General features: G+C 44.4%; 20 protein-coding genes and 1 pseudogene. 16 read left to right on the forward strand and 5 right to left on the reverse strand.

The genetic code is table 11. From position 1 onward, the window contains the following. Positions 1-75 precede the first annotated feature (75 nt). From ACYTXU_RS01020 to ACYTXU_RS01035, 4 genes are all read left to right on the forward strand, one after another. Complete coding sequence (locus ACYTXU_RS01020; protein WP_462207691.1) at positions 76-2,298, forward strand: TonB-dependent receptor family protein; 2,223 nt, start codon at positions 76-78, stop codon at positions 2,296-2,298. Between the two features lie 202 nt (positions 2,299-2,500). Beyond that, the gene (locus ACYTXU_RS01025) at positions 2,501-3,076 is read left to right on the forward strand and encodes a DUF2889 domain-containing protein (RefSeq protein ID WP_462207692.1); all 576 of its coding nucleotides are present in this window, start codon (positions 2,501-2,503) and stop codon (positions 3,074-3,076) included. Then, on the forward strand, positions 3,069-3,407 hold the full coding sequence (locus ACYTXU_RS01030) for a YqcC family protein (RefSeq protein WP_462207693.1): 339 nt from the start codon (positions 3,069-3,071) through the stop codon (positions 3,405-3,407). Before ACYTXU_RS01025 ends, ACYTXU_RS01030 begins: the two co-directional genes overlap by 8 nt. 14 nt (positions 3,408-3,421) lie before the next feature. Beyond that, positions 3,422-3,790 carry a TraR/DksA family transcriptional regulator gene (locus ACYTXU_RS01035; protein WP_462207695.1) on the forward strand — a complete coding sequence of 123 codons (369 nt, stop codon included), beginning with the start codon at positions 3,422-3,424 and terminating at the stop codon, positions 3,788-3,790. A gap of 8 nt (positions 3,791-3,798) precedes the next feature. Here ACYTXU_RS01035 and ACYTXU_RS01040 read toward each other — a convergent pair whose 3' ends face one another. Next, complete coding sequence (locus ACYTXU_RS01040) at positions 3,799-4,206, reverse strand: MGMT family protein (RefSeq protein ID WP_462207696.1); 408 nt, start codon at positions 4,204-4,206, stop codon at positions 3,799-3,801. 129 nt (positions 4,207-4,335) lie between these two features. Here ACYTXU_RS01040 and ACYTXU_RS01045 point away from each other — a divergent pair, with 129 nt between their 5' ends. Beyond that, on the forward strand, positions 4,336-4,875 hold the full coding sequence (locus ACYTXU_RS01045; RefSeq protein ID WP_462207698.1) for a DUF937 domain-containing protein: 540 nt from the start codon (positions 4,336-4,338) through the stop codon (positions 4,873-4,875). A gap of 81 nt (positions 4,876-4,956) precedes the next feature. Here ACYTXU_RS01045 and ACYTXU_RS01050 read toward each other — a convergent pair whose 3' ends face one another. From ACYTXU_RS01050 to ACYTXU_RS01065, 4 genes are all read right to left on the reverse strand, one after another. Then, entirely contained in the window at positions 4,957-5,487 is a 531-nt protein-coding gene (locus ACYTXU_RS01050) for a cytochrome b (protein WP_462207700.1), read from the reverse strand. A gap of 172 nt (positions 5,488-5,659) precedes the next feature. Continuing rightward, positions 5,660-6,511, reverse strand: a complete 852-nt coding sequence (gene asd, locus ACYTXU_RS01055) for an archaetidylserine decarboxylase (RefSeq protein ID WP_462207702.1) — start codon at positions 6,509-6,511, stop codon at positions 5,660-5,662. A 103-nt stretch (positions 6,512-6,614) separates the two neighbouring features. Then, positions 6,615-7,622, reverse strand: a complete 1,008-nt coding sequence (gene rsgA, locus ACYTXU_RS01060) for a ribosome small subunit-dependent GTPase A (RefSeq protein ID WP_462207703.1) — start codon at positions 7,620-7,622, stop codon at positions 6,615-6,617. 58 nt (positions 7,623-7,680) lie between these two features. Beyond that, positions 7,681-8,049 carry a 4a-hydroxytetrahydrobiopterin dehydratase gene (locus ACYTXU_RS01065; RefSeq protein ID WP_462207704.1) on the reverse strand — a complete coding sequence of 123 codons (369 nt, stop codon included), beginning with the start codon at positions 8,047-8,049 and terminating at the stop codon, positions 7,681-7,683. Positions 8,050-8,250: 201 nt separating this feature from the next. Here ACYTXU_RS01065 and orn point away from each other — a divergent pair, with 201 nt between their 5' ends. The 11 genes and pseudogenes from orn to ACYTXU_RS01120 all read left to right on the forward strand — a co-directional run bounded on the left by orn (position 8,251) and on the right by ACYTXU_RS01120 (position 19,490). Beyond that, on the forward strand, positions 8,251-8,799 hold the full coding sequence (orn, locus tag ACYTXU_RS01070; protein ID WP_462207705.1) for an oligoribonuclease: 549 nt from the start codon (positions 8,251-8,253) through the stop codon (positions 8,797-8,799). A 23-nt stretch (positions 8,800-8,822) separates the two neighbouring features. Then, positions 8,823-10,325: an NAD(P)H-hydrate dehydratase gene (locus ACYTXU_RS01075; protein WP_462207706.1), complete on the forward strand. Its 1,503-nt coding sequence runs from the start codon at positions 8,823-8,825 to the stop codon at positions 10,323-10,325. Positions 10,326-10,355: 30 nt separating this feature from the next. After that, entirely contained in the window at positions 10,356-10,835 is a 480-nt protein-coding gene (gene tsaE, locus ACYTXU_RS01080; protein WP_462207707.1) for a tRNA (adenosine(37)-N6)-threonylcarbamoyltransferase complex ATPase subunit type 1 TsaE, read from the forward strand. An 87-nt stretch (positions 10,836-10,922) separates the two neighbouring features. Then, positions 10,923-12,206, forward strand: a complete 1,284-nt coding sequence (locus ACYTXU_RS01085; protein WP_462207708.1) for an N-acetylmuramoyl-L-alanine amidase — start codon at positions 10,923-10,925, stop codon at positions 12,204-12,206. Positions 12,207-12,257: 51 nt separating this feature from the next. After that, positions 12,258-14,033, forward strand: coding sequence for a DNA mismatch repair endonuclease MutL (mutL, locus tag ACYTXU_RS01090; protein ID WP_462207709.1), 1,776 nt, complete (start codon positions 12,258-12,260; stop codon positions 14,031-14,033). A gap of 38 nt (positions 14,034-14,071) precedes the next feature. Then, positions 14,072-15,025 (forward strand): tRNA (adenosine(37)-N6)-dimethylallyltransferase MiaA, encoded by a 954-nt coding sequence (miaA, locus tag ACYTXU_RS01095; RefSeq protein ID WP_462207711.1) that lies wholly within the window; start codon positions 14,072-14,074, stop codon positions 15,023-15,025. A 189-nt stretch (positions 15,026-15,214) separates the two neighbouring features. Further along, positions 15,215-15,421: pseudogene (gene hfq / locus ACYTXU_RS01100) on the forward strand (RNA chaperone Hfq); the annotation flags it as partial. Between the two features lie 312 nt (positions 15,422-15,733). Next, entirely contained in the window at positions 15,734-17,032 is a 1,299-nt protein-coding gene (gene hflX, locus ACYTXU_RS01105) for a ribosome rescue GTPase HflX (protein WP_462207712.1), read from the forward strand. Between the two features lie 169 nt (positions 17,033-17,201). Next, positions 17,202-18,272 carry an FtsH protease activity modulator HflK gene (gene hflK / locus ACYTXU_RS01110; protein ID WP_462207713.1) on the forward strand — a complete coding sequence of 357 codons (1,071 nt, stop codon included), beginning with the start codon at positions 17,202-17,204 and terminating at the stop codon, positions 18,270-18,272. 9 nt (positions 18,273-18,281) lie between these two features. Beyond that, complete coding sequence (gene hflC / locus ACYTXU_RS01115) at positions 18,282-19,166, forward strand: protease modulator HflC (protein WP_462207715.1); 885 nt, start codon at positions 18,282-18,284, stop codon at positions 19,164-19,166. Positions 19,167-19,304: 138 nt separating this feature from the next. Further along, positions 19,305-19,490 carry a DUF2065 domain-containing protein gene (locus ACYTXU_RS01120; protein WP_462207716.1) on the forward strand — a complete coding sequence of 62 codons (186 nt, stop codon included), beginning with the start codon at positions 19,305-19,307 and terminating at the stop codon, positions 19,488-19,490. Positions 19,491-19,643 lie beyond the last annotated feature (153 nt).

The raw sequence follows: 19,643 nt of genomic DNA on the forward strand, positions 1-19,643 counted from the left end.
GGTGTTGATAACTATTCTCATTTAGATCTATAATGCGCGCGTTGTTCACTTACAAACAAAATACAGGGTATGACAATGCAACCTCGTTTCTCTTTCAGCGCATTAACTGTTGCTATGACAGTGGCGCTTACAGCATCTCAAACAACGCTAGCTGACGACCTTAAAAAAGGCGATAAAGTCGAAACCATTCAAATCATTGGCGATAGCCAGGCCGCGCAAAAAGTGCCGGGTTCTGCGCACGTGGTTTCAGAGACTGAGCTAGAAGAATTCAAATATACTGACGTTAATCGTGCCTTACAGCAGGTACCTGGCGTTTATATCCAACTGGAAGATGGCTTGGGTTTACGTCCTAACATTGGTATTCGTGGAACGGGAACCGGTCGTTCGGGTCGCGTTACGTTAATGGAAGATGGTGTTTTAATCGCACCAGCGCCTTATTCAGCCTCATCAGCTTATTATTTCCCAACATTTGACCGTATTACTGGCATCGAAGTATTGAAAGGCTCAGCAGCCATTAAGCACGGCCCTTTCACCGTTGGTGGTGCAGTAAACCTGATTTCACGCCAAATTCCAGTTGATTCAGAGGGTCAATTGAAACTTGAGGTCGGCGAGAATAATGAGCGTCGCGCTTATGTCTATTACGGTGACAGCAGCGATAACTTTGGTTACTTGCTTGAAGCCAATCAGCACGTTACCGATGGCTTCAAAACGATTGACCGTCATGGCGATGAAACCGGTTTCGACAAAGATGACTATGTAGCTAAATTCCGTTTCAATTCAGATTATTCTGCGGATGTTTACCAGCAATTAGATATCAAAATTCAGCATTCCACTGAAGACTCTGATCAGTCTTACTTAGGTTTGACCGATGCTGATTTTGCCGCTAACCCTTATCGCATGTATGGCGTTTCAGCGCTGGATAATTTTGACGGCGAACATGACCAATATGTATTGAGCTACTATGCGGACTTAACGGATAGTTTTGACTTGCGGGTCACGGCGTATCGCAATGAAACTGCTCGTAACTGGTACAAAACCGGTGCATTCATTATGGATGACCCATTAAACCCAGGCTCTACAACTCGTTATAGCTGGTCGAGCGTCATCAATGAAATTAATTCTGGTGGTAGCAACGCGGCTTACTTCCAGTCTATTCTAGATGGTGCTGATGCGCCTAATGACCGTATTCAAATTACCGATAACAATCGTAACTATATAAGCGAAGGTATTCAGGCCAGCTTTGAGTGGGATTTCACGGTCGGTGAAGCACAACATGATTTGCAATTAGGTTTGCGAGTACATGAAGACGAAGAAGATCGCTTCCAGCGTCACAGCTACTTCATCCAGGAAAATGGTACATTAGTATTGGATCAAGCAGATGCTTGGGGCACAGCAGGTAACCGTATATCTTCTGCAGAAGCTAACTCTTACTACCTGATCGATACCATTACTTATGGTGACTGGATCTTCACGCCAGGTGTTCGCTACGAAGATGTTGATTTAAAGCGCGAAGACTGGGCTAATGCCACTGACCGCAGTGCGGCGCCAAGCGTTCGCACGAACAGTGCTTCAGAAGTACTGCCTGGCTTTGGTGCCTTGTGGTTATTAAGCGACAACACCAGTTTATTATTTGGTGTGAATAAAGGCTTTGCACCTCCTGGAAACAGCCCTACGGACAAACCAGAAGAAAGCTGGAACTATGAAATGGGTGTTCGTTTTGCCGGTGAAAGCTATAACAGTGAGTTAATTGCTTTCTACAGTGATTATGACAACTTGTTGGGCGAATGTACTATGGCCAACAGTGGCTGTAGCATTACCGAAATAGGCGATCGTTTTAACGGTGGTGAAGCAGAAGTGAAAGGTCTTGAGTTGCGTGTTGTGGGCAAGTTTGCTGAAAACTGGTTAGGCAGCTTCAGCTACACCTACACTGACACTGAATTTGCATCGACTTTTGACAGTAATGTCTGGGGCCCAGTAGAAAATGGTCAGCCAATTCCATACATTCCTGAGAACCAGATGCAACTGTCTGTTGGTTATGACAACTCAGAGTGGAATCTTTTTACTAACTTGAACTATGTTGACGGCACCTGTACCAAACCAGCATGTGGCGCCTTCCAGCAAACCGACGATCGCTTTATCGTTGATTTAGCATCTGAGTTTGATATCAACGACAGTACCAGCATCTACGCAACGATTGATAACTTGTTCGATGATGACTCGATTGTTGCACGTGAGCCTTATGGTGCACGTCCAGATAAACCAAGAACGGCACGTGTTGGTGTCAAGTTTAACTTCTAAGCGCTCACTGCTTTAGCTATAGGAAGTTATAATAACAATAACGATGTTAGTCTCTCCCTGGGCTCGTTGACTTGAGAGTAGTCAAATTGAGCCAATATGATACAAGCCCGCTTCGGCGGGCTTTTTTTATGTCCAGCTTTTTAAGTAAGAAGCAAACTGGGTTATGATAGTCGGGTGATGATAACTTTGAATGGCATAACAAATGGCACTATCAAAACCGCAACAGCGTAAACCAATTCATTACCGACATATTCAATGCAACGGCTATCTCAGAGAGGATGACTTGTGGGATATTGAGGCACATCTGACTGATGATAAAGGTTATCCTTTTCCGACCTTACAACGCGGTGTGCTGCAACCTGGTGAATTAGTCCATGAACTGTGGTTAAGATTAACTCTGGATAATGAGTTGGTGATTCAGGATGTTGAAGCGGCTATGGTGATAACGCCTTTTTCTATCTGCTCGCAGATTGAGGATAATTATAAGCGCTTGATTGGCTTGCAAATTGGACGTGGCTGGACGCAGAAAGCAAAAGAATTGGTGGGTGGTGTAGAAGGGTGCTCGCACCTGTTAGAACTATTAAGACCGATGGCGACCACTGCCATACAGACCATTTACCCCTATATTAACTTTTCTGATGATGGCCGCTTTCCCATCAGCGATAATGTGCTGAATTCATGCCATAGTTTTTCAGATAAGAATGGGATCATAAAAGAGTTCTGGCCGAGCAAATATCAAGGTGAGCAACTTGAGGTTGGAGAGGTTAACGATGAGTAGTATTGACTGGATTACAAAGTATATAGAAATATTTGATCGTATCGAAGAACATATGGTTGAGCTGGAGCTGTGGTCGGAGTCGCACCCTGGCCATCATAAATTGCAGAGCAGCATGCCGTTTTGTGTGGATACGTTGCAGTTAGAAGAGTGGTTGCAGTTTGTGTTTCTGCCCAAAATGCGTGAGTATGTAGAAGAAGAGCAGCTGCCACCAGGGCCTGCACAAATCACACCCATCGCAGAAGAGACTTATAAAGACCAACCAGAGTTGAGGTCTTTAATAGAACTGCTCAGAAAGTTTGATGAGATATCACATTTAAGCCATCTGCATTAACCAGAAGGTAAATCATGATCAGCGATAAAAAGATTCTTCATTTTAAAAGTGAACTGTTACAAATCGAAAAAGAGCTGATAGGAGCTTTAGGCCTGGCTGAAGAAGTCGGCGAAAAAGTCGAGCTCGATCAGGCGCGCTTTGGGCGTGTCTCGCGGGGTAGTGCGCTGATGGATCAGGCCATGTCAGAAGCAGGTGTGGAACGTGACAAGAAAAGGCTGATAGCTGTTAGAAAAGCACTTAAGCGAATTGAAGATAAGCAGTATGGGTTTTGTCTTGAATGTGATGAGCCGATCAGTGAAAAGCGCTTAGACGTTGCTCCTGAAACTGAGCTGTGTCTCGATTGTCAATCGTTTAAAGAAGAACACTTGCGTAATGTGGAGTGAGTGTCAGACTATTTAAAAAATTCTTCCGCAGAAATACTGCCATCTTGTATGGGGTGAGGAGACCAGAAACTATCTGCTGTGACCTTACCTTTAACAAATTGAATCCCTTCATTCTTCAGTAGTTTTTCTTGTTTGGAGTAGTAAGTACTATCAGGGTCAAAAGCAATGCGGCCATCCGAACCAATCACACGAAACCAGGGAAGTTTCAAATCGTTATGCGCCTGGCCAAGCGCCTTGCTGACATGCCTTGCATGGCGTGGAAAGCCCGCTAATTTAGCAATGCGGCCATAGCTACTGACTTTGCCATAAGGAATTTGCTTAACCCAATAATACACCTGTTGTCGGAAGTGCTGCATACGATCCGCACTTGATGGTGCCGGCTTTGACTTGTCTTGTGGTTTAGAATCATTCTTCATATCAATACTTTGATTTCAATCATAACCTGATTGCTAAGTAATAAAAGTGGTTTGATTATATCGATTTTCAAGAATATAGTGGAATGATTAACTCAAAGTTTAATCTTTTAGTTGGAAAAGGAGAGAGCGATGGCAACACTTATGGAACTGGTTCTGGGCAGTGAAGCAATGCCAATGGATGAAAGGCCATTGCAGGAAATTGGTGTTCACTTAAGTTTGCATAAAGAGCAACTGGAGCGTGTGGTCGAGCTGTATCTAGAGGCCTTGCGCAAAGGATTGCAGGAGAATGTGAGTTACGGTGGTCTGGATGCATTGATGGATGCGCTGGGTCGCAATAAAAGTGAAGAGTTTTTGAAGTATCCCCACCAGATCATTGAGTCAAAGGCTGTCGATAATGGAAATTATATTCTTGGTCATATCTTAAAAGAAAAAGATGTTAGCAGAGACTTGGCCATTAATGTTTCTCGGCGAACAGGAATCGAGCAAGACACCCTAGAAATTTTACTGCCGATAATTGCTACGTTAATGATGGGACGTTTAGGTCTGTATCTTGATGAAGTTACGCCGGGAGAAAAGCGTGATTCATTACTGGATATTTTACAAATTGAAGAAGGAACTCGTCTCAGAGAAATGGCTCTACAGAAAAGCAAACAGCTGTATGGTGAATGAGTAATAAAAAGGCTTCTATACGATAGAAGCCTTTTTATATAAAGATACTGCAACCTCTTGATGCAGTAGTATAAAATCAAATCAAATCATCCTTTTCAAAACATCAGTGTCAGAACTTTTATCAAACCAGCGATGTTTGATTGTTCCTGCCAAGTGTAAAATAATTAGTAATAATAGTGAGTATGCCAGTATCTCGTGAACCTCATGCATCAGATGTGCAGCATCTTCATTGTCAGCTACTAAGCCCGGAATCGGAATTCCAAACCACTCAACATCAAAGCCTTGATAATCGGAGGACAGATAACCCACTGTTGGTATGGCTAGCATTAGTGCATAGAACAAAAAGTGGGTAATTTTAGTCAGCCATTTTTCCCAGGTTGCAAGCCCAGCGGGCAGCGGTGGGTTCTTTGAAAAAAGTCTAATAATAATTCTAATAATAACTAAGCCAAGTATGGTGATGCCAACGGATTTATGTACCGGATAGATTTCGTACTTAAATTCACTCTCCATGGGCAGTCCTGCCATATACCAGCCAACACCGATCATAATCAGTATCAGCAAAGCAATCAGCCAATGTAATATTCGCAAGGTCAGTGAGTATTTTTCTTGCATAAGATTGTCCCCATTTTGTTATGAAGCAACAATATAAGATGCTTATTAGGGCAATAGCAAGGGGTGACAGATTTTATGGTATAGGTCAGAGCGTGATTCTATTATGGATTTGTAGGTTGGGTCTGCCCCTTGGGTGCATCACCAACCTACCTACTATAATATTATGGGTATATTATTTCTTGTAAGCTATCGGCTGACCCATAATGGTTCTGGCATAAGGCTTCATACCTTTTTCCCATTCAACGGTATCCTTTGGGAATAGCAACACAATTGTTGAGCCTAATTTAAAGCGACCCATCTCTTCGCCTTTCTTTAAGGTGACTTCACCTTTTTCATAATCCCAGCTTTTGACTTCCTTGCGGGTGGGTGGTGTTATGGTTCCATGCCATACGGTTTCAACGCTACCAACAATAGTGGCTCCGACCAATACCATGGCCATTGGGCCAAGCTCGGTGTTGAACATGGCCACCACGCGTTCATTGCGGGCAAAAAGATTGGGTACGTTACGTGCGGTTAGCGGGTTAACGCTGAATAAATTGCCCGGTACATGAATCATTTTGGTTAGTTCGCCATCAATTGGCATATGCAGACGATGATAATCTTTTGGGGCAAGATAGACGGTTGCAAACTCACCATCTTGAAAAGGTTTTGCTAATTCTGCATCACCGCCGAGCAGTGTTTTTGCTGAGTAGGTATGGCCTTTGGCCTGGAAAATGTAGCCTTTATCTATTGCACCTAATTGGCTAACCGCGCCATCGGCAGGGTGGACAATAGATTGTTCTTCGCTATCAATAGGCCGGGCATCAGATTTGAGTGAGCGGGTGAAAAAGTCATTAAAGGTTTTATAATCTTCGGGATTTTCGCGCTCAGCGAGGCTCATATCGACACCGTATTTCTTGATAAACCATTTGATGAAAGTATTTTTAATTGTCGCATTCTCGCTATCGGCAATTTTCCCCATCAGCAAAGAAATCCCATGCTGCGGGATCAGATATTGGCCTAAGACTTTTAATGTATCGAACATGAGTTTAATGATTCCGTTGAAATTGGCGATATTGTAGCCTAAATATAATCACTAGACTATTAGCGGCTTGGACACTCGTTTCATACGAACACTGAATACAAGCCTATATATAGGGCTGATCAAAGTGCTGGATCAGATGCTGATAATTCTTTAAACGGCTCGCGGCAATGGTGCCGTCTTTAGCAGCAGCAAGCACTGCACAGCCGGGCTCATTCAGGTGCTTACAGTCGCGGAATTTACATTGTTCACCAATGGTTGAGATTTCGATAAAGCCCTGCTTGATATCGTGATCTTCAAGATGCCATAAGCCAAACTCTCGAACGCCGGGTGAATCAACCAGATAGGTTTCTTCGTCGAGACGATAAAGTCTTGAGGCGGTGGTGGTGTGGGTGCCAAGACCAGATGTGCCTGAGACCTCACCGGTGGCAATTTCCATGTTGGGAAATAGGTAACCAATCAAGGTTGATTTACCGACGCCAGACTGGCCCGCTAGCAATAACTGTTTGCCGGTTAAGTCGTCGACTAATTGTTCAACGCCTTCGCCGGTATTGGCACTGATGTAATAAATGGGGTAGTCCAAATTTTGGTAAAGCTGCAGGCGGCTTTTGATGGAGTTTTTTTCTTCATCATCCACCGTGTCCCATTTATTCATAATAATCCACACTGGCAGCTCGCTGGACTGTGCAGCAACCAGATAACGGTCGAGCAAGACTTCTGAAAAAGCTGGTTCCGGTGCTAATAGCAATGCAATCAAATCAATGTTAGCTGCCACCGGTTTAACACCGTGATGAGGAGTGGGGCGCTTCAGTAGCGAGCGTCGTGGCTCAAGTTCAACCAGAACACCAGTGGGTAGTTCTTTCTGACGTCGAAACCAGGCGCGATCACCCACAACCGGTACTTCATTGGACTTACGCAAGAAGCAACGGATGGTCTCGAAATTCTCATCTGCAATATCAACCTGTTGACCGAAGCGACTGATGACAATGCCTTGCTCGGGATCGAGCAGGCTTTCTTCATCAATATTTCGGTCAACTGTTTGCTTTATATAGGTAGCTTGCTTGTCTGGCTTTTTACGCCAGCGTTTTGCGGATTTTTTTTCTGGTTTTGACAAGACAAGTTACCTTTTTTAAGTCATCTAACTATAAGTTTAAAGTGATAGTCCGCGTCGACTAGTCGTCTAAAAAGTTCGGACCGAAAGTGCCGTTGTTTTCCAGGGCATCAATGTGGGCTGCGCAAATAAGGTCATTCATGCAGACGCTGTTACCTGCATCATGAGTAGTGTAACGCACCAGACAATGTCCATAGCTTACTTCAAGATCAGGGTGGTGTGCTTGCTTATTCGCAATCCAGGCAACCGCATTTACAAATGCCATGGTGTGGTAATAGTTTTTGAACTTAAATTTGCGATAAATAGCACCCGTTTTATCGTCAAATTGCCAGCTGCTTAATTGATCATTCATGAGCTGTTGGCGTTTATCATTATCAATCGGGCTTTTTGCTTCATCATTGTGAACACATTGCTGTTGTGCAAGTTGCATAGTATCTCCTGTTAAATGGTTCAAACTGTGGTGTAAACAAGGCTTATTTATATAGAGAAATAAACAATAGCTCTTGCTTACGCGCTTCCATACGAGCGCAAAAACTGCGACTATAATAACTGAAAAACTCAGTAGTATGGAGTTAAGCTGAGTATAATGACTATTATTGTAACGATTCGGCGTAACGATTAGGAGCTGGTTTTGACAAAAAATGACGATAATTTGATTTGGGTTGACCTGGAAATGACTGGCCTCGACCCGGAAACGGATGTGGTGATCGAAATTGCCACCATTGTCACCGACAAGGATTTGAATATTCTCGCGGAAGGCCCTGTCATAGCCATTCATCAGCCAGATGAGGTGCTCGACAATATGAATGAGTGGTGTGTGGTGCAGCATGGCAAATCAGGTCTCACCGAGCGAGTCCGTAAAAGTACCATTAATGAGAATGAAGCCAGCGAACGAACCGTGCAATTTTTAAAGCAGTGGGTTGATGAAGGCAAGTCGCCGATGTGTGGCAACAGCATCTGTCAGGATCGTCGCTTTATGGTTAAACATATGCCAACACTGGAAGCCTATTTCCATTATCGTCATATTGATGTCAGCACCTTAAAAGAATTAGCTCGTCGCTGGAAACCAGCAATTCTCAGTGGATTAACCAAAGGTAGCGCACATTTGGCATTGGACGATATTCGCGAGTCGATCGAAGAGTGTCGTTACTATCGCGAGCATTTTATTGACCTGAATTAGATTTAATCGGCTAAGGATAGTTTATGCATCCCGTATTTAAAGCAGACAGTATTAAAGTGATTGAGCAGGCGGCTGCTAAAGCGCAAGGCTTTGCTCTGTTTGAGCTGATGCAAAGAGCGGGGCGTGCGGCTTTTGACTGTCTGGAAAGAGAGTGGCCGCTGGCTCACCGCATTGTGGTAGTGACTGGTTCTGGGAATAACGCGGGTGACGGATTAATCGTTGCTGGCCTGGCGCACAATGCTGGAATGCAGGTCACTTTGGTACCGATGAAGCCGCTTGACCAATTAAGCGGGGATGCAGCAAAAGCCTGGGAAGAGTTGGAAGCGAAAAAACTGCCCATCAGGGAACCCAGTCATGCTTTATTTGAGCAGGCAGATGTCATTGTTGATGCACTGCTCGGAACTGGTTTTAAAGGACAACTACGTGATCATTATGGGCAGGTGATAAATCTGATTAATCACTCGGGAATGCCAGTGCTGTCATTGGATGTGCCCAGTGGAACTTATGCGGACACTGGCTTGTGTGCGGAGTTTTGCATCAAGGCTGACCATACGGTGAGCTTTATATTCTACAAAGTATGCCAGGTCCTTAATGAAGGACTGGCTGCGCAGGGTGAACTGCATTTGGCCACTTTAGGGGTTAGTCAGTCACAGTTTCATCAGCAACATCCCGTGGCCTGGAAGCAGTCCTATTCTGATGTAGTTGACGAAATTCCCGAACGCAGTGCCACAACCTTTAAACACGCTTGTGGTCATTTACTTTGCGTGGGTGGTGATTTCACTATGGGCGGTGCCATGATGTTAGCGACCGAAACGGCGTTACGCAGTGGCGCAGGATTGGCCACTACTTTTTTACATTCAGATAACCGAAGTGCCGCACTGGGATTTTGCCCAGAGGCTATGTGGCATGGTGTGGCGTTTGAGGAACTGAGCTTTAATAGTTTGATTGACGCTAATCCTCAGCAGTTTAACGCTGTGGTATTAGGGCCAGGATTAGGGCGCAGCGAGTGGGGTCGAGAGGTTTTTGCACAGTCTTTTGCATTTGCCATACAGCAAAAACTGCCATGCTTGATTGATGGTGATGGTTTGTATTGGCTCCAGCAGGTTATAGAACAAGGCAATGACTTGCCTGAGTTGCTCATTGTGACGCCTCATGTTGGTGAGGCTGCTCGGCTGTTAAGCTGGGATACAGCCAAAGTCGGCGAGGATAGAATTAGTGCGGCTCAAGCTATTGCTGAGCGTTATCAATGCATTTGTTTGTTAAAAGGTGCTGGAACAATTTTAGCCGATGGTCAGCAGGTGCTAATTGCAGGTGGCGCTCACCCGGCAATGGCAACTGCGGGTTTAGGTGACGTGTTAAGCGGGTTGATTGGCTCATTATTAGTGCAGGGCATGTCGGCCTGGGATGCTACGCGAGTCGCGACATCCATTCATTTTGCGGCGGGAGTTGAAGCAGCCGGGGATAGGGTGCGAGGTATGCTGGCTTCAGAGTTAATTGAAAGTATTCATTACTTTGTTAATCGTTAAGTTACAGAGCTGGGGCTCAGGTTTTAATTGATGCAGAACATTACAGTAGATTTAGCAGATGAATCTAAAACGGTGCTGATGGGGCAGAAGTTGGCTGCTTGTATTAAGACACCGATGACAATTTATTTTAAAGGTGAGCTGGGTGCGGGCAAAACGACCCTCATACGCGGCATTTTGCGTGGTTTTGGTTATCAGGGTGCAACCAAGAGTCCAACCTATACTTTAGTTGAGCCTTACGAATTATTAGATATGACAATTTATCACTTTGATTTGTATCGGTTATCGGACCCTGAAGAACTGGAGTTTATCGGCATTCGCGAGTACCAACAGCCCGATTCGGTCATGCTGATTGAGTGGCCAGATAAGGGCAAGGGCATGATTCCAAAGCCAGATTTAGTGATTGAACTGGATTATAATGACGAAGGACGAAAAGCGAGCTTATCGTCCGAACATACAGAGTTGATGCAAAAACTGGCAAAAAGCTGTGATTTTATGCCAAAATTGGGCTAGCAAGGCTATAAACACTGATTATAGAGAAGTGACATAAAAGATAAGATGATGATGAGAAAGTGGCTGACAGCTTTAGCAAGTGTGTTTATGCTCGCGCTGAGTATATCGGTTGCTGAAGCATCGATTATAAAAAGTATGCGTTTCTGGCAGTCGCCGGAATCGACTCGTGTTGTGCTTGATTTATCGGCTCCCGTTACTCACCAGGTTAGTATCCTAGAGAATCCTCACCGTATTGTTATCGATATTCCCGAAGCTCATGTCAGTGTTGATCTGAACCAGTTAGATATTCAAAGTGACTTAGTCAAGCGAGTAAGAAAAAGCTCGCCGCCACGTGAAGGGGTTTTACGTTTGGTTTTAGATTTGAATAAATCTGCCCAACCAAAAAGCTTCGCTCTGAAGCCCTATCAAGAATATGGTGATCGTCTGGTGATTGATTTGTTTGATGAAAGTCGTAAGGAAATAACTCCACCAGCGGTTAACCGTTCAGGGGATCGCGATATTGTCATTGCTGTTGACGCTGGCCATGGCGGTGAAGATCCGGGCGCAATGGGATCGCGAGGCACAAAAGAAAAAGATATTGTATTGGCCCTATCTAAAGAATTAGTCAAAGAGCTTAATAAAACCGAAGGTATGAAGGCCTTTCTGACACGCACCGGGGATTATTACCTGCCCCATCGCAAGCGAACTGACTTAGCAAGAATGCAACGTGCCGACTTGTTTGTATCAGTACATGCTGATGGTTTTAAAAGCCCAAGAGCAAAAGGCGCGTCAGTTTGGGTCTTGAATTTGCATGGAGCTAAATCAGAAGTGGCACGCTGGATGCAGATGCAAGAAGAAAAGTCAGAACTGTTGGGTGGTGTGGATAGCTCGGTGGTTTTATCCAATTATGATAACTCAGTTAAATCGGTACTGCTGGACTTGCAGATGGAAAACTCGATCACAGAAAGTACCAAAGTGGCTAACATCGTACACGGCGCTATGAGTAAGGTGGTGCCGAAAATGCATAAAAAGCATGTTGAAGAAAACTCGTTGATTGTTCTTAAAAACCCAGACATCCCTTCAATCCTGGTTGAGCTAGGATTCATTACCAATCCTGAAGAAGAAGCGCTGATGAAAGCAGACTCCTATCGCAAAAAGTTAGCAAGGGGCGTTGGTGACGGCATCGTTAATTACTTTAAAAAACATGCGCCCGATGGCACTTTGTTTGCTGCCCGCTATCGTGAGAACATTTATCACGTGCAGCGAGGTGATAGCCTGATCAAAGTTGCCAGGAGATTTAATGTGTCTGTGCGTGACCTTAAAGATGCAAATAAACTTTCGACGAACGTTGTTAAAATTGGCCAGAAACTTGTTATCCCAACCGCTGAATAATTTGTTTATCGGCAAATTTATTTATCTATTCTAAATCGAACTGAAAACTCAATGCCTATTCATAAGCTCTCACCTTTAGTTGCTAACCAGATTGCTGCTGGCGAAGTCGTTGAGCGTCCCGCATCGGTTGTCAAAGAATTATTAGAAAATGCCATTGATGCCAAAGCTGATCGGATTCAAATTGATATTGAGCGGGGTGGTGCACGGTTAATTCGAGTAACCGACAATGGTGAAGGTATTAGTCGTGATGAGTTGGAGCTGGCTCTGGCGCGTCACGCGACCAGCAAAATTGAGCATTCCGATGATTTAAAAGCCATTTATACGTTGGGGTTTCGTGGTGAAGCACTGGCCAGTATCAGCTCAGTGGCAAAGCTTAAATTGAGTTCACGACCACAAGCGCAAGACATGGGCTGGTCAGCGATTGCTGAAGGGCTCGACATGCAGGTTAAATTACAGCCGCAATCGTTACCCGCCGGCACCATTGTTGAAGTGCGCGATCTGTTTTTTAATACTCCCGCTCGTCAAAAATTCTTGCGTGCCGAACGTACCGAGTTCGTGCATATAGAAGAAACGGTTAAACGAATTGCTTTAGGCTCCCCTCATGTCGCGATTACTTTAAGACATAACAGTAAGGTGGTGAAGCGAGTTCCCGCAGCTCATAATGCTGAGCAACATCAACAGCGCATTGGCTCGATTCTTGGTGCCTCTTTTTTGCGCGAAGCCATCAAGTTAGACAGCGCTATTGACGCCACTCGTCTATATGGTTGGTTGTCGCCCGTGGACTGGCATCAAAGTTCAAGTTTAGGACAGTATGTATTTGTGAATGGCCGCGCCGTGCGGGATCGTACTTTAAACCATGCGATTCGCCAGGCTTACCATGACCGCTTGCCAACAGGACGAATGCCAGCTTACGTTTTGTATCTCGAGCTAGAAGCGTCGCAAGTGGATGTGAATGTACATCCAACCAAGCATGAAGTACGCTTTTCCAATGGCCGTCAGGTGCATGACTTTATGAGCCGCGCGGTTGAAGAGGCATTGCTTGAGCAAAGTGAATTACTTGAGCAACATCATCGTGTGGTGCAAAGTAATGAGGCGCTGGTTTATATGAAGCCGTCGCTTTCAATTGTCCAACCCACCACTAAAGCTGATCCTTATTTTACACCGCGCCACCAGGCAGGAGTCTTCTCTCAACAGAGTGCCGATCAGGTTGCCGATAACAGCGCTGCTCCATACCGTCCGCAGGAAAGTCGACCACGGGAAAAACGTCACTGGCCACAGAAGCCGAAAGTGAGTTCTAAATTAGCATCAGGAGATTGCTGGGTATTGCATGATCGTCTACTGTTGCAACAAACAGACGAGGGTATTAAAGCTCTCGATTTAAAAGCGTATTTTTGTCAGCACATTAGTGAGTGCCTACAAAGTGAGTGGCAACAAGGTGAAGTAAAACAACGTCTTATGCTGTTTCCAATCCGGCTAGGCATTCCAGATGACAATGTTAATGATGATTTTATCAGTAGCTGGCAGAAAGCTGGTTTTGAAATGACATTAACAGGCCCCAAAACTTTGGTGGTTAGGAAAGTCCCAAGCTGTATTTCGCATATTGATTTGCAACAATGGTTGCAAGAAGCAGTCTATCAATCGGTTAGTAAAAAATTATCAGTAGCGAGCTGGCAAAAACAATTAATTGACAGTGTGTATCAATACTGGGCACCAGATACGCAGACTCATTGGCTTGAAGAGTTAGCTCATTTGCCTTGGGCGGAATCACGCTTTTGCAAACACTATACCGCTGGGCAGTTATTAGAGCTGTTAGTGAGTCCCGATTAACTATCCTCAATAATTATCCTCATTAACCAGGTAACTTAATGCAATCTTCTGGCGAATCAACACATAAACCTTTGGCCATTTTATTAATGGGACCGACTGCGTCAGGCAAAACTGATTTAGCAATTAAGTTGGTTGAGCAGCTTAATGCTGAAATCATCAGTGTTGATTCAGCCATGGTCTATAAAGGCATGAACATAGGTTCTGCTAAACCTTCTGAGCAAGAGTTGGTACGCGCCCCGCATCGTTTGATCGATATTTGTGATCCTGCTGAGCCTTATTCAGCGGCACGCTTTCGAGATGATGCCTTGCGTGAGATGGCTGATATTTCAGCCCACGGAAAAATTCCACTGCTGGTTGGCGGGACTATGCTGTATTACAAAACCTTGTTGGAAGGGATGCACAATTTACCGGACTCCGATTCGACAGTACGCGCTCGCTTACAGGAGAGGCTGGACAATGAAGGCTTGGCCAGGCTTCATCAGGAGTTAGCAGAGGTTGATCCGATTTCAGCCAATCGCATTCATGAGAACGATCCGCAGCGAACCCTGCGCGCGCTGGAGGTTTTCGCGATTACCGGTAAACCGCTCAGCCAACTCCACGCCGAGCAAGAAAGCAATGATTTTCCTTATCGAACCCTGCAAATCGCCATAGCACCACAGGATCGTGCCTACTTGCATCAACGAATCGAAAAGCGTTTTCATCAAATGATGGAGCAAGGCTTTTTGCAGGAAGTTCAGTCGCTGTACCAACGCGGAGACTTAAATTCTGACTTACCGTCGATTAAATCAGTAGGCTACCGTCAGATATGGCAACACCTTGAAGGCGAGCTGTCATTAGACGAAGCGGTTGAGCGAGGGATTATCGCGACACGTCAATTGGCCAAGCGTCAATTTACCTGGCTGAGAAGCTGGAAAGAGCTGCGTTGGATTGAGTCTAGACAGCCAATAGACACGCTATATAAAGAAACTGTCCAATTGTTAAATTCTATGTAATGTGAAGCTATCCTATTGATATATCTCGATCTGGCTGATTAATTCATGTACACTTTTAGCGAGCTTGAACTTTTTTAAAAGCTTGATTCATCCGATTTGATTTGTAGATATATAAATGAGTTATTGAACAAGGCCTGAGTTAGAAGTGGCCACAATAATGAAAACACATAAAACATACAGGAGAGAGCTATGTCAAAAGGGCAATCACTACAAGACCCTTTCTTGAACGCATTACGTCGTGAGAAAGTGCCTGTCTCAATTTACCTGGTTAATGGCATTAAACTTCAAGGTCAAATTGAATCATTCGATCAATTTGTTATCTTGCTGAAAAATACTGTTAGCCAAATGGTTTATAAGCACGCAGTTTCAACCGTTGTTCCGATTCGCAATGTTCGCGGCCATTATGGTCAGAACGGTGATAACGGCAATGGTGGTCCAGATAACGATCACAACATGGGTCCTCAGGGTGGCGGTATGGGCCCGGGTCCTATGACAGGTGGTTACGGTAGCGGACCAATGGGCGGGATGTAAGTTTTAATCTCACCACAGCCAAGACCAACAATCTTAGCGCAAAAGCCATCTTCCGATAGTTATCGGTAGGTGGCTTTGTTGTCTTAATTTCTTTATTATTTATAGAGTCCGTTACCTTTGTAATTTAACTTTTCTATCAATGCCACAGCGAACAGGTTCGCAGGTTGAGGTGATTTCTTGTTTGATCGACACAGTGGTGGTGAATCTGCCATCTTGGTACATATCGATTTTCAGCAGTCTGCTAGTCAAGACAAACATCAGGAAGATCTACAGGAGTTTGTAGAGTTAGTCCGCTCCGCTGGACTGGATGTGATGGATATCATCACCGCCAAGCGCTCCAGCCCTGACCCCAAGTTTTTTATTGGTAGCGGTAAGATTGATGAAATCAAAAGCGTGAAACAGGCAACTAACGCTAATGTCATTATTTTTAATCATAATTTGTCACCAGCTCAGGAACGTAATATTGAGCGGGCTGTTGAAGCACGAGTGATTGATCGTATCGGCTTAATTCTGGATATTTTTGCTCAACGAGCTTCGACCTTTGAGGGTAAGCTGCAGGTTGAGCTGGCCCAGCTACGCCATCTATCCACGCGCTTGATTCGAGGGTGGACCCACCTGGAGCGACAAAAAGGTGGTATTGGTTTGCGTGGTCCGGGTGAAACTCAGTTGGAAACTGACCGTCGTTTGCTGCGTGAGCGTTTAAAATATATTGATAAGCGGCTGGAAAAAGTTTCCAAGCAACGTGAGCAAGGCAGACGCTCAAGAAGACGGGCCAATATTAAAACGACCTCCATCGTTGGTTATACCAATGCTGGAAAATCAACATTATTCAACTACTTAACCACGGCCGGAGTGTTAGCCGAGGATAAGCTGTTCGCGACTCTTGATCCAACGCTGCGTCGCATCAGTTTGCCACAAGGCACGGATGTAATTATTGCTGATACGGTGGGTTTTATTCGTCATTTGCCCCACGAGTTGGTAGCGGCTTTTAGAGCTACCCTCGAAGAGTCCGTCGAAGCAGATGTGCTGTTGCATGTTATTGATGCTGCCAGCGACCGTCGTGATGAAAATATGGAGCAGGTGGAGGAAGTGCTGACTGAAATTGGTGCTGAGACTATTCCTCGACTTGAGATTTATAATAAAATTGATCTTATCGATGGTGCAGAACCGCATATTGATCGTGATGACAAAGGTCGTCCAATCAGGGTCTGGATTTCGGTGATTAAAGAACAAGGCATTGAGCTGTTACGGGAAGCGATTGAAGAGTTGGCACAGGAAGAGCAGTTTAATGCTGAGCTTCGAATTCCGCCACAGCAGGGACGGTTACGAGGCTTACTCTATGAATTACAGGCAGTTGAAGCTGAGAATGCTGGAGATAATGGCGATATTTTACTGACAGTCAGTCTGCCAAAATCAGACTGGATTCGCCTGGGGCGTCAGCTTGAGAAAGACCTTACGCCTTATGTGGTGAACTAGGCTGGACGAGGGGTTTCGCCCTTTACCCCCTTTATTTTGAATAAAAATAGAACCGCGAAGGTCAAGCGTCCTTTAAGATTTGTAACATAATGCCCGATTTGCCTTGAAAGGGTGCCAACAGCTCCCTACAATTCGGGATAGATTTTTTAATTGTGAAATGGAGATGACTATGGCCTGGAATGAACCGGGTAATAACAACGATCAAGACCCGTGGGGCAAAAAGCGCCCTAACAATCAAAACGACCTTGATAAGTTGCTGAAACAAGCCGGAGAAAAATTCGGTGGTATATTTGGTGGCGGTAAAGGCAGTGGCAAAGGTGGCTCTGGTAAAAACAGTAATGTCTCTTTTATCATTGGCTTTATGGTGCTGGTAGCGATCTATTTGTTCAAATCAGCCTATACCGTCGATGAAAAGCAAAATGCGATCGTTCTAACGTTAGGTAAGCACACTAGAACTGATACAGCAGGTTTACACTTTGCGTTCCCTCCCATCCAGCAAGTTTACTTGATTGATGTCGAGAGTATTAAAGATGTTGAAGTCGAAGGCATCATGTTGACCAAAGATGATAATGTTGCAACCGTTAAGGTAAAAGTTCAGTATCGAGTGAAGGATCCATTGAATTATAAATTTAACGTAGTGGATCCGGTTGAAACTCTCAAGCATGCGACTGAAGCAGCCCTACGTCAGGTTATCGGTCATACTCGTTTACAAGATGCACGTACTGACAAGAAAGAAGAGGTTCGTAAGAATGTTGAAACTGAGTTGAAATCAATTCTTAAGCCTTATAATGCCGGTATCGAAATTTTCCGCTTGAATTTGATAGGTAACGTGGATGTGCCTCCTTCTGTAAAGCCAGCTTTTGATGACGCCATTAAAGCAGAAGAAGATCAGCGTGCTTATATTGAGCAGGGTGAAGCCTATCGTAGTAAGCAAATTCCGCTTGCGGAAGGTCAGGCGCAGCAGCTCATTCAGCAAGCAAATTCTTACCGCGCTCGTATTATCGAAAAAGCGGCTGGTGAAGTAGCACGATTCGAGAAGCTATTGCCTGAATATATGGCAGCTCCTAGAGTGACGCGTCAGCGTTTGTATATTGAAACGATTGAAAGTGTGTTGAGTAAATCCAGCAAAATCATGTTGGATGTTGAGGGTAGCAATAATATGACTTATATACCGCTCGACAGTATCTTGAAGCGCAACAAGGCTTCAAGCTCTGATAACGATAGCCAGAAGCAGCAATAGGAGACGAACATGAATAAGCTAATTTCGTTAATTGTAGTACTTATCATTGCTGCTATCGTGATCATGACCTGCACTTTTAAGGTTAAAGAGTGGGAAACTTCGATTGTATTGCAGTTCGGTGATATCAAGAAGAATGAAGATGGCACTGCAAAACTGTATGAGCGAGGCTTCCACTTTAAATGGCCGGTGGCTGACAAAGTCATCACCATGGATAATCGTATTCAGACTTTTGATGGGGAATCAGATCGTATCGCAACTACTGAGCAAAAAGATTTGATTGTTGACAGCTACATCAAATGGCGCATTAAAGACTTTGATCACTTCTATCGCCGTACCGGTGCCAACTATCGGGTTGCTGAGCGATTGCTGGATAACACTGTTGAGAATGCTTTGCGTGAAGAGTTTGGTAAGCGTACTCGTACTCAGGTTGTTTCAGGTGAGCGTGAAGAAGTGATGGGATTAATGCTCACGGAAACGCAAAAAATCGCACCAGATTTAGGTATTGAAGTGGTCGATATTCGTGTGAAAACGATTAATTTACCATCAGAAGTCAGTGAATCGATTTACAACCGTATGCGTAATGAGCGTGTTAAAATCGCCAATGCACACCGTTCTGAAGGTGAGAAAGATCGTCAGATTATAATTGCCGAAACTGATGTTCAGATTCAGCGTATTCTAGCCGGGGCGGATCGTGAAGCTCGTGAAATTCGCGGTCAAGCTGATGCAGAGGCTGCTGAAGTTTACGCAAAAACTTATGGTAAAAATCCTGAGTTTTATTCCTTCTTGCGAAGCCTGGATGCTTATAAAGAGTCTTTCAAAAATGCAGATGATGTGATTGTCATCAAACCTGATAGCGAATTCTTTAAGTATTTCAAAAGTGCAGACGGCAAATAGCAGTAAGTATCAGTTTAAGGGCCAGCTTAGCTGGCCTTTTTTAATGGCTTGAGATTGAGTTCTGATCTTTGTTTAATGATCAGTGTTTAATGGTCTTTGTTTGATAGCCAGTTACCAACGAATAGAGCAGGTCAGCATATGACACAGGAAATTATGATAGCGCTGGGGCTGTTGCTGGTATTTGAAGGTTTTTTGCCCGCAGTGATGCCTAAAGCATGGAAACGAATGATGTGGGAAGTAATGAAACGACCTGATACCAGTGTTCGTATTGGTGGATTTCTAACCATGCTTGCCGGGCTACTCTGGATCTTGTGGGTTTTATAACCTGGCCAGTGATATTTATAAGCTAGAAATTATCGGACTTTTGAATCTAACCTATTGATATTCAAAGTCTCGAGAGCAGATCTAACCTGTGAGCTGGATTTTTTCAAAAAAAGGGGGATTTTCGCGTTTTTTGACGGTAAAATGCGCGGTTTC

Source organism: Kangiella sp. M94, assembly GCF_054926195.1.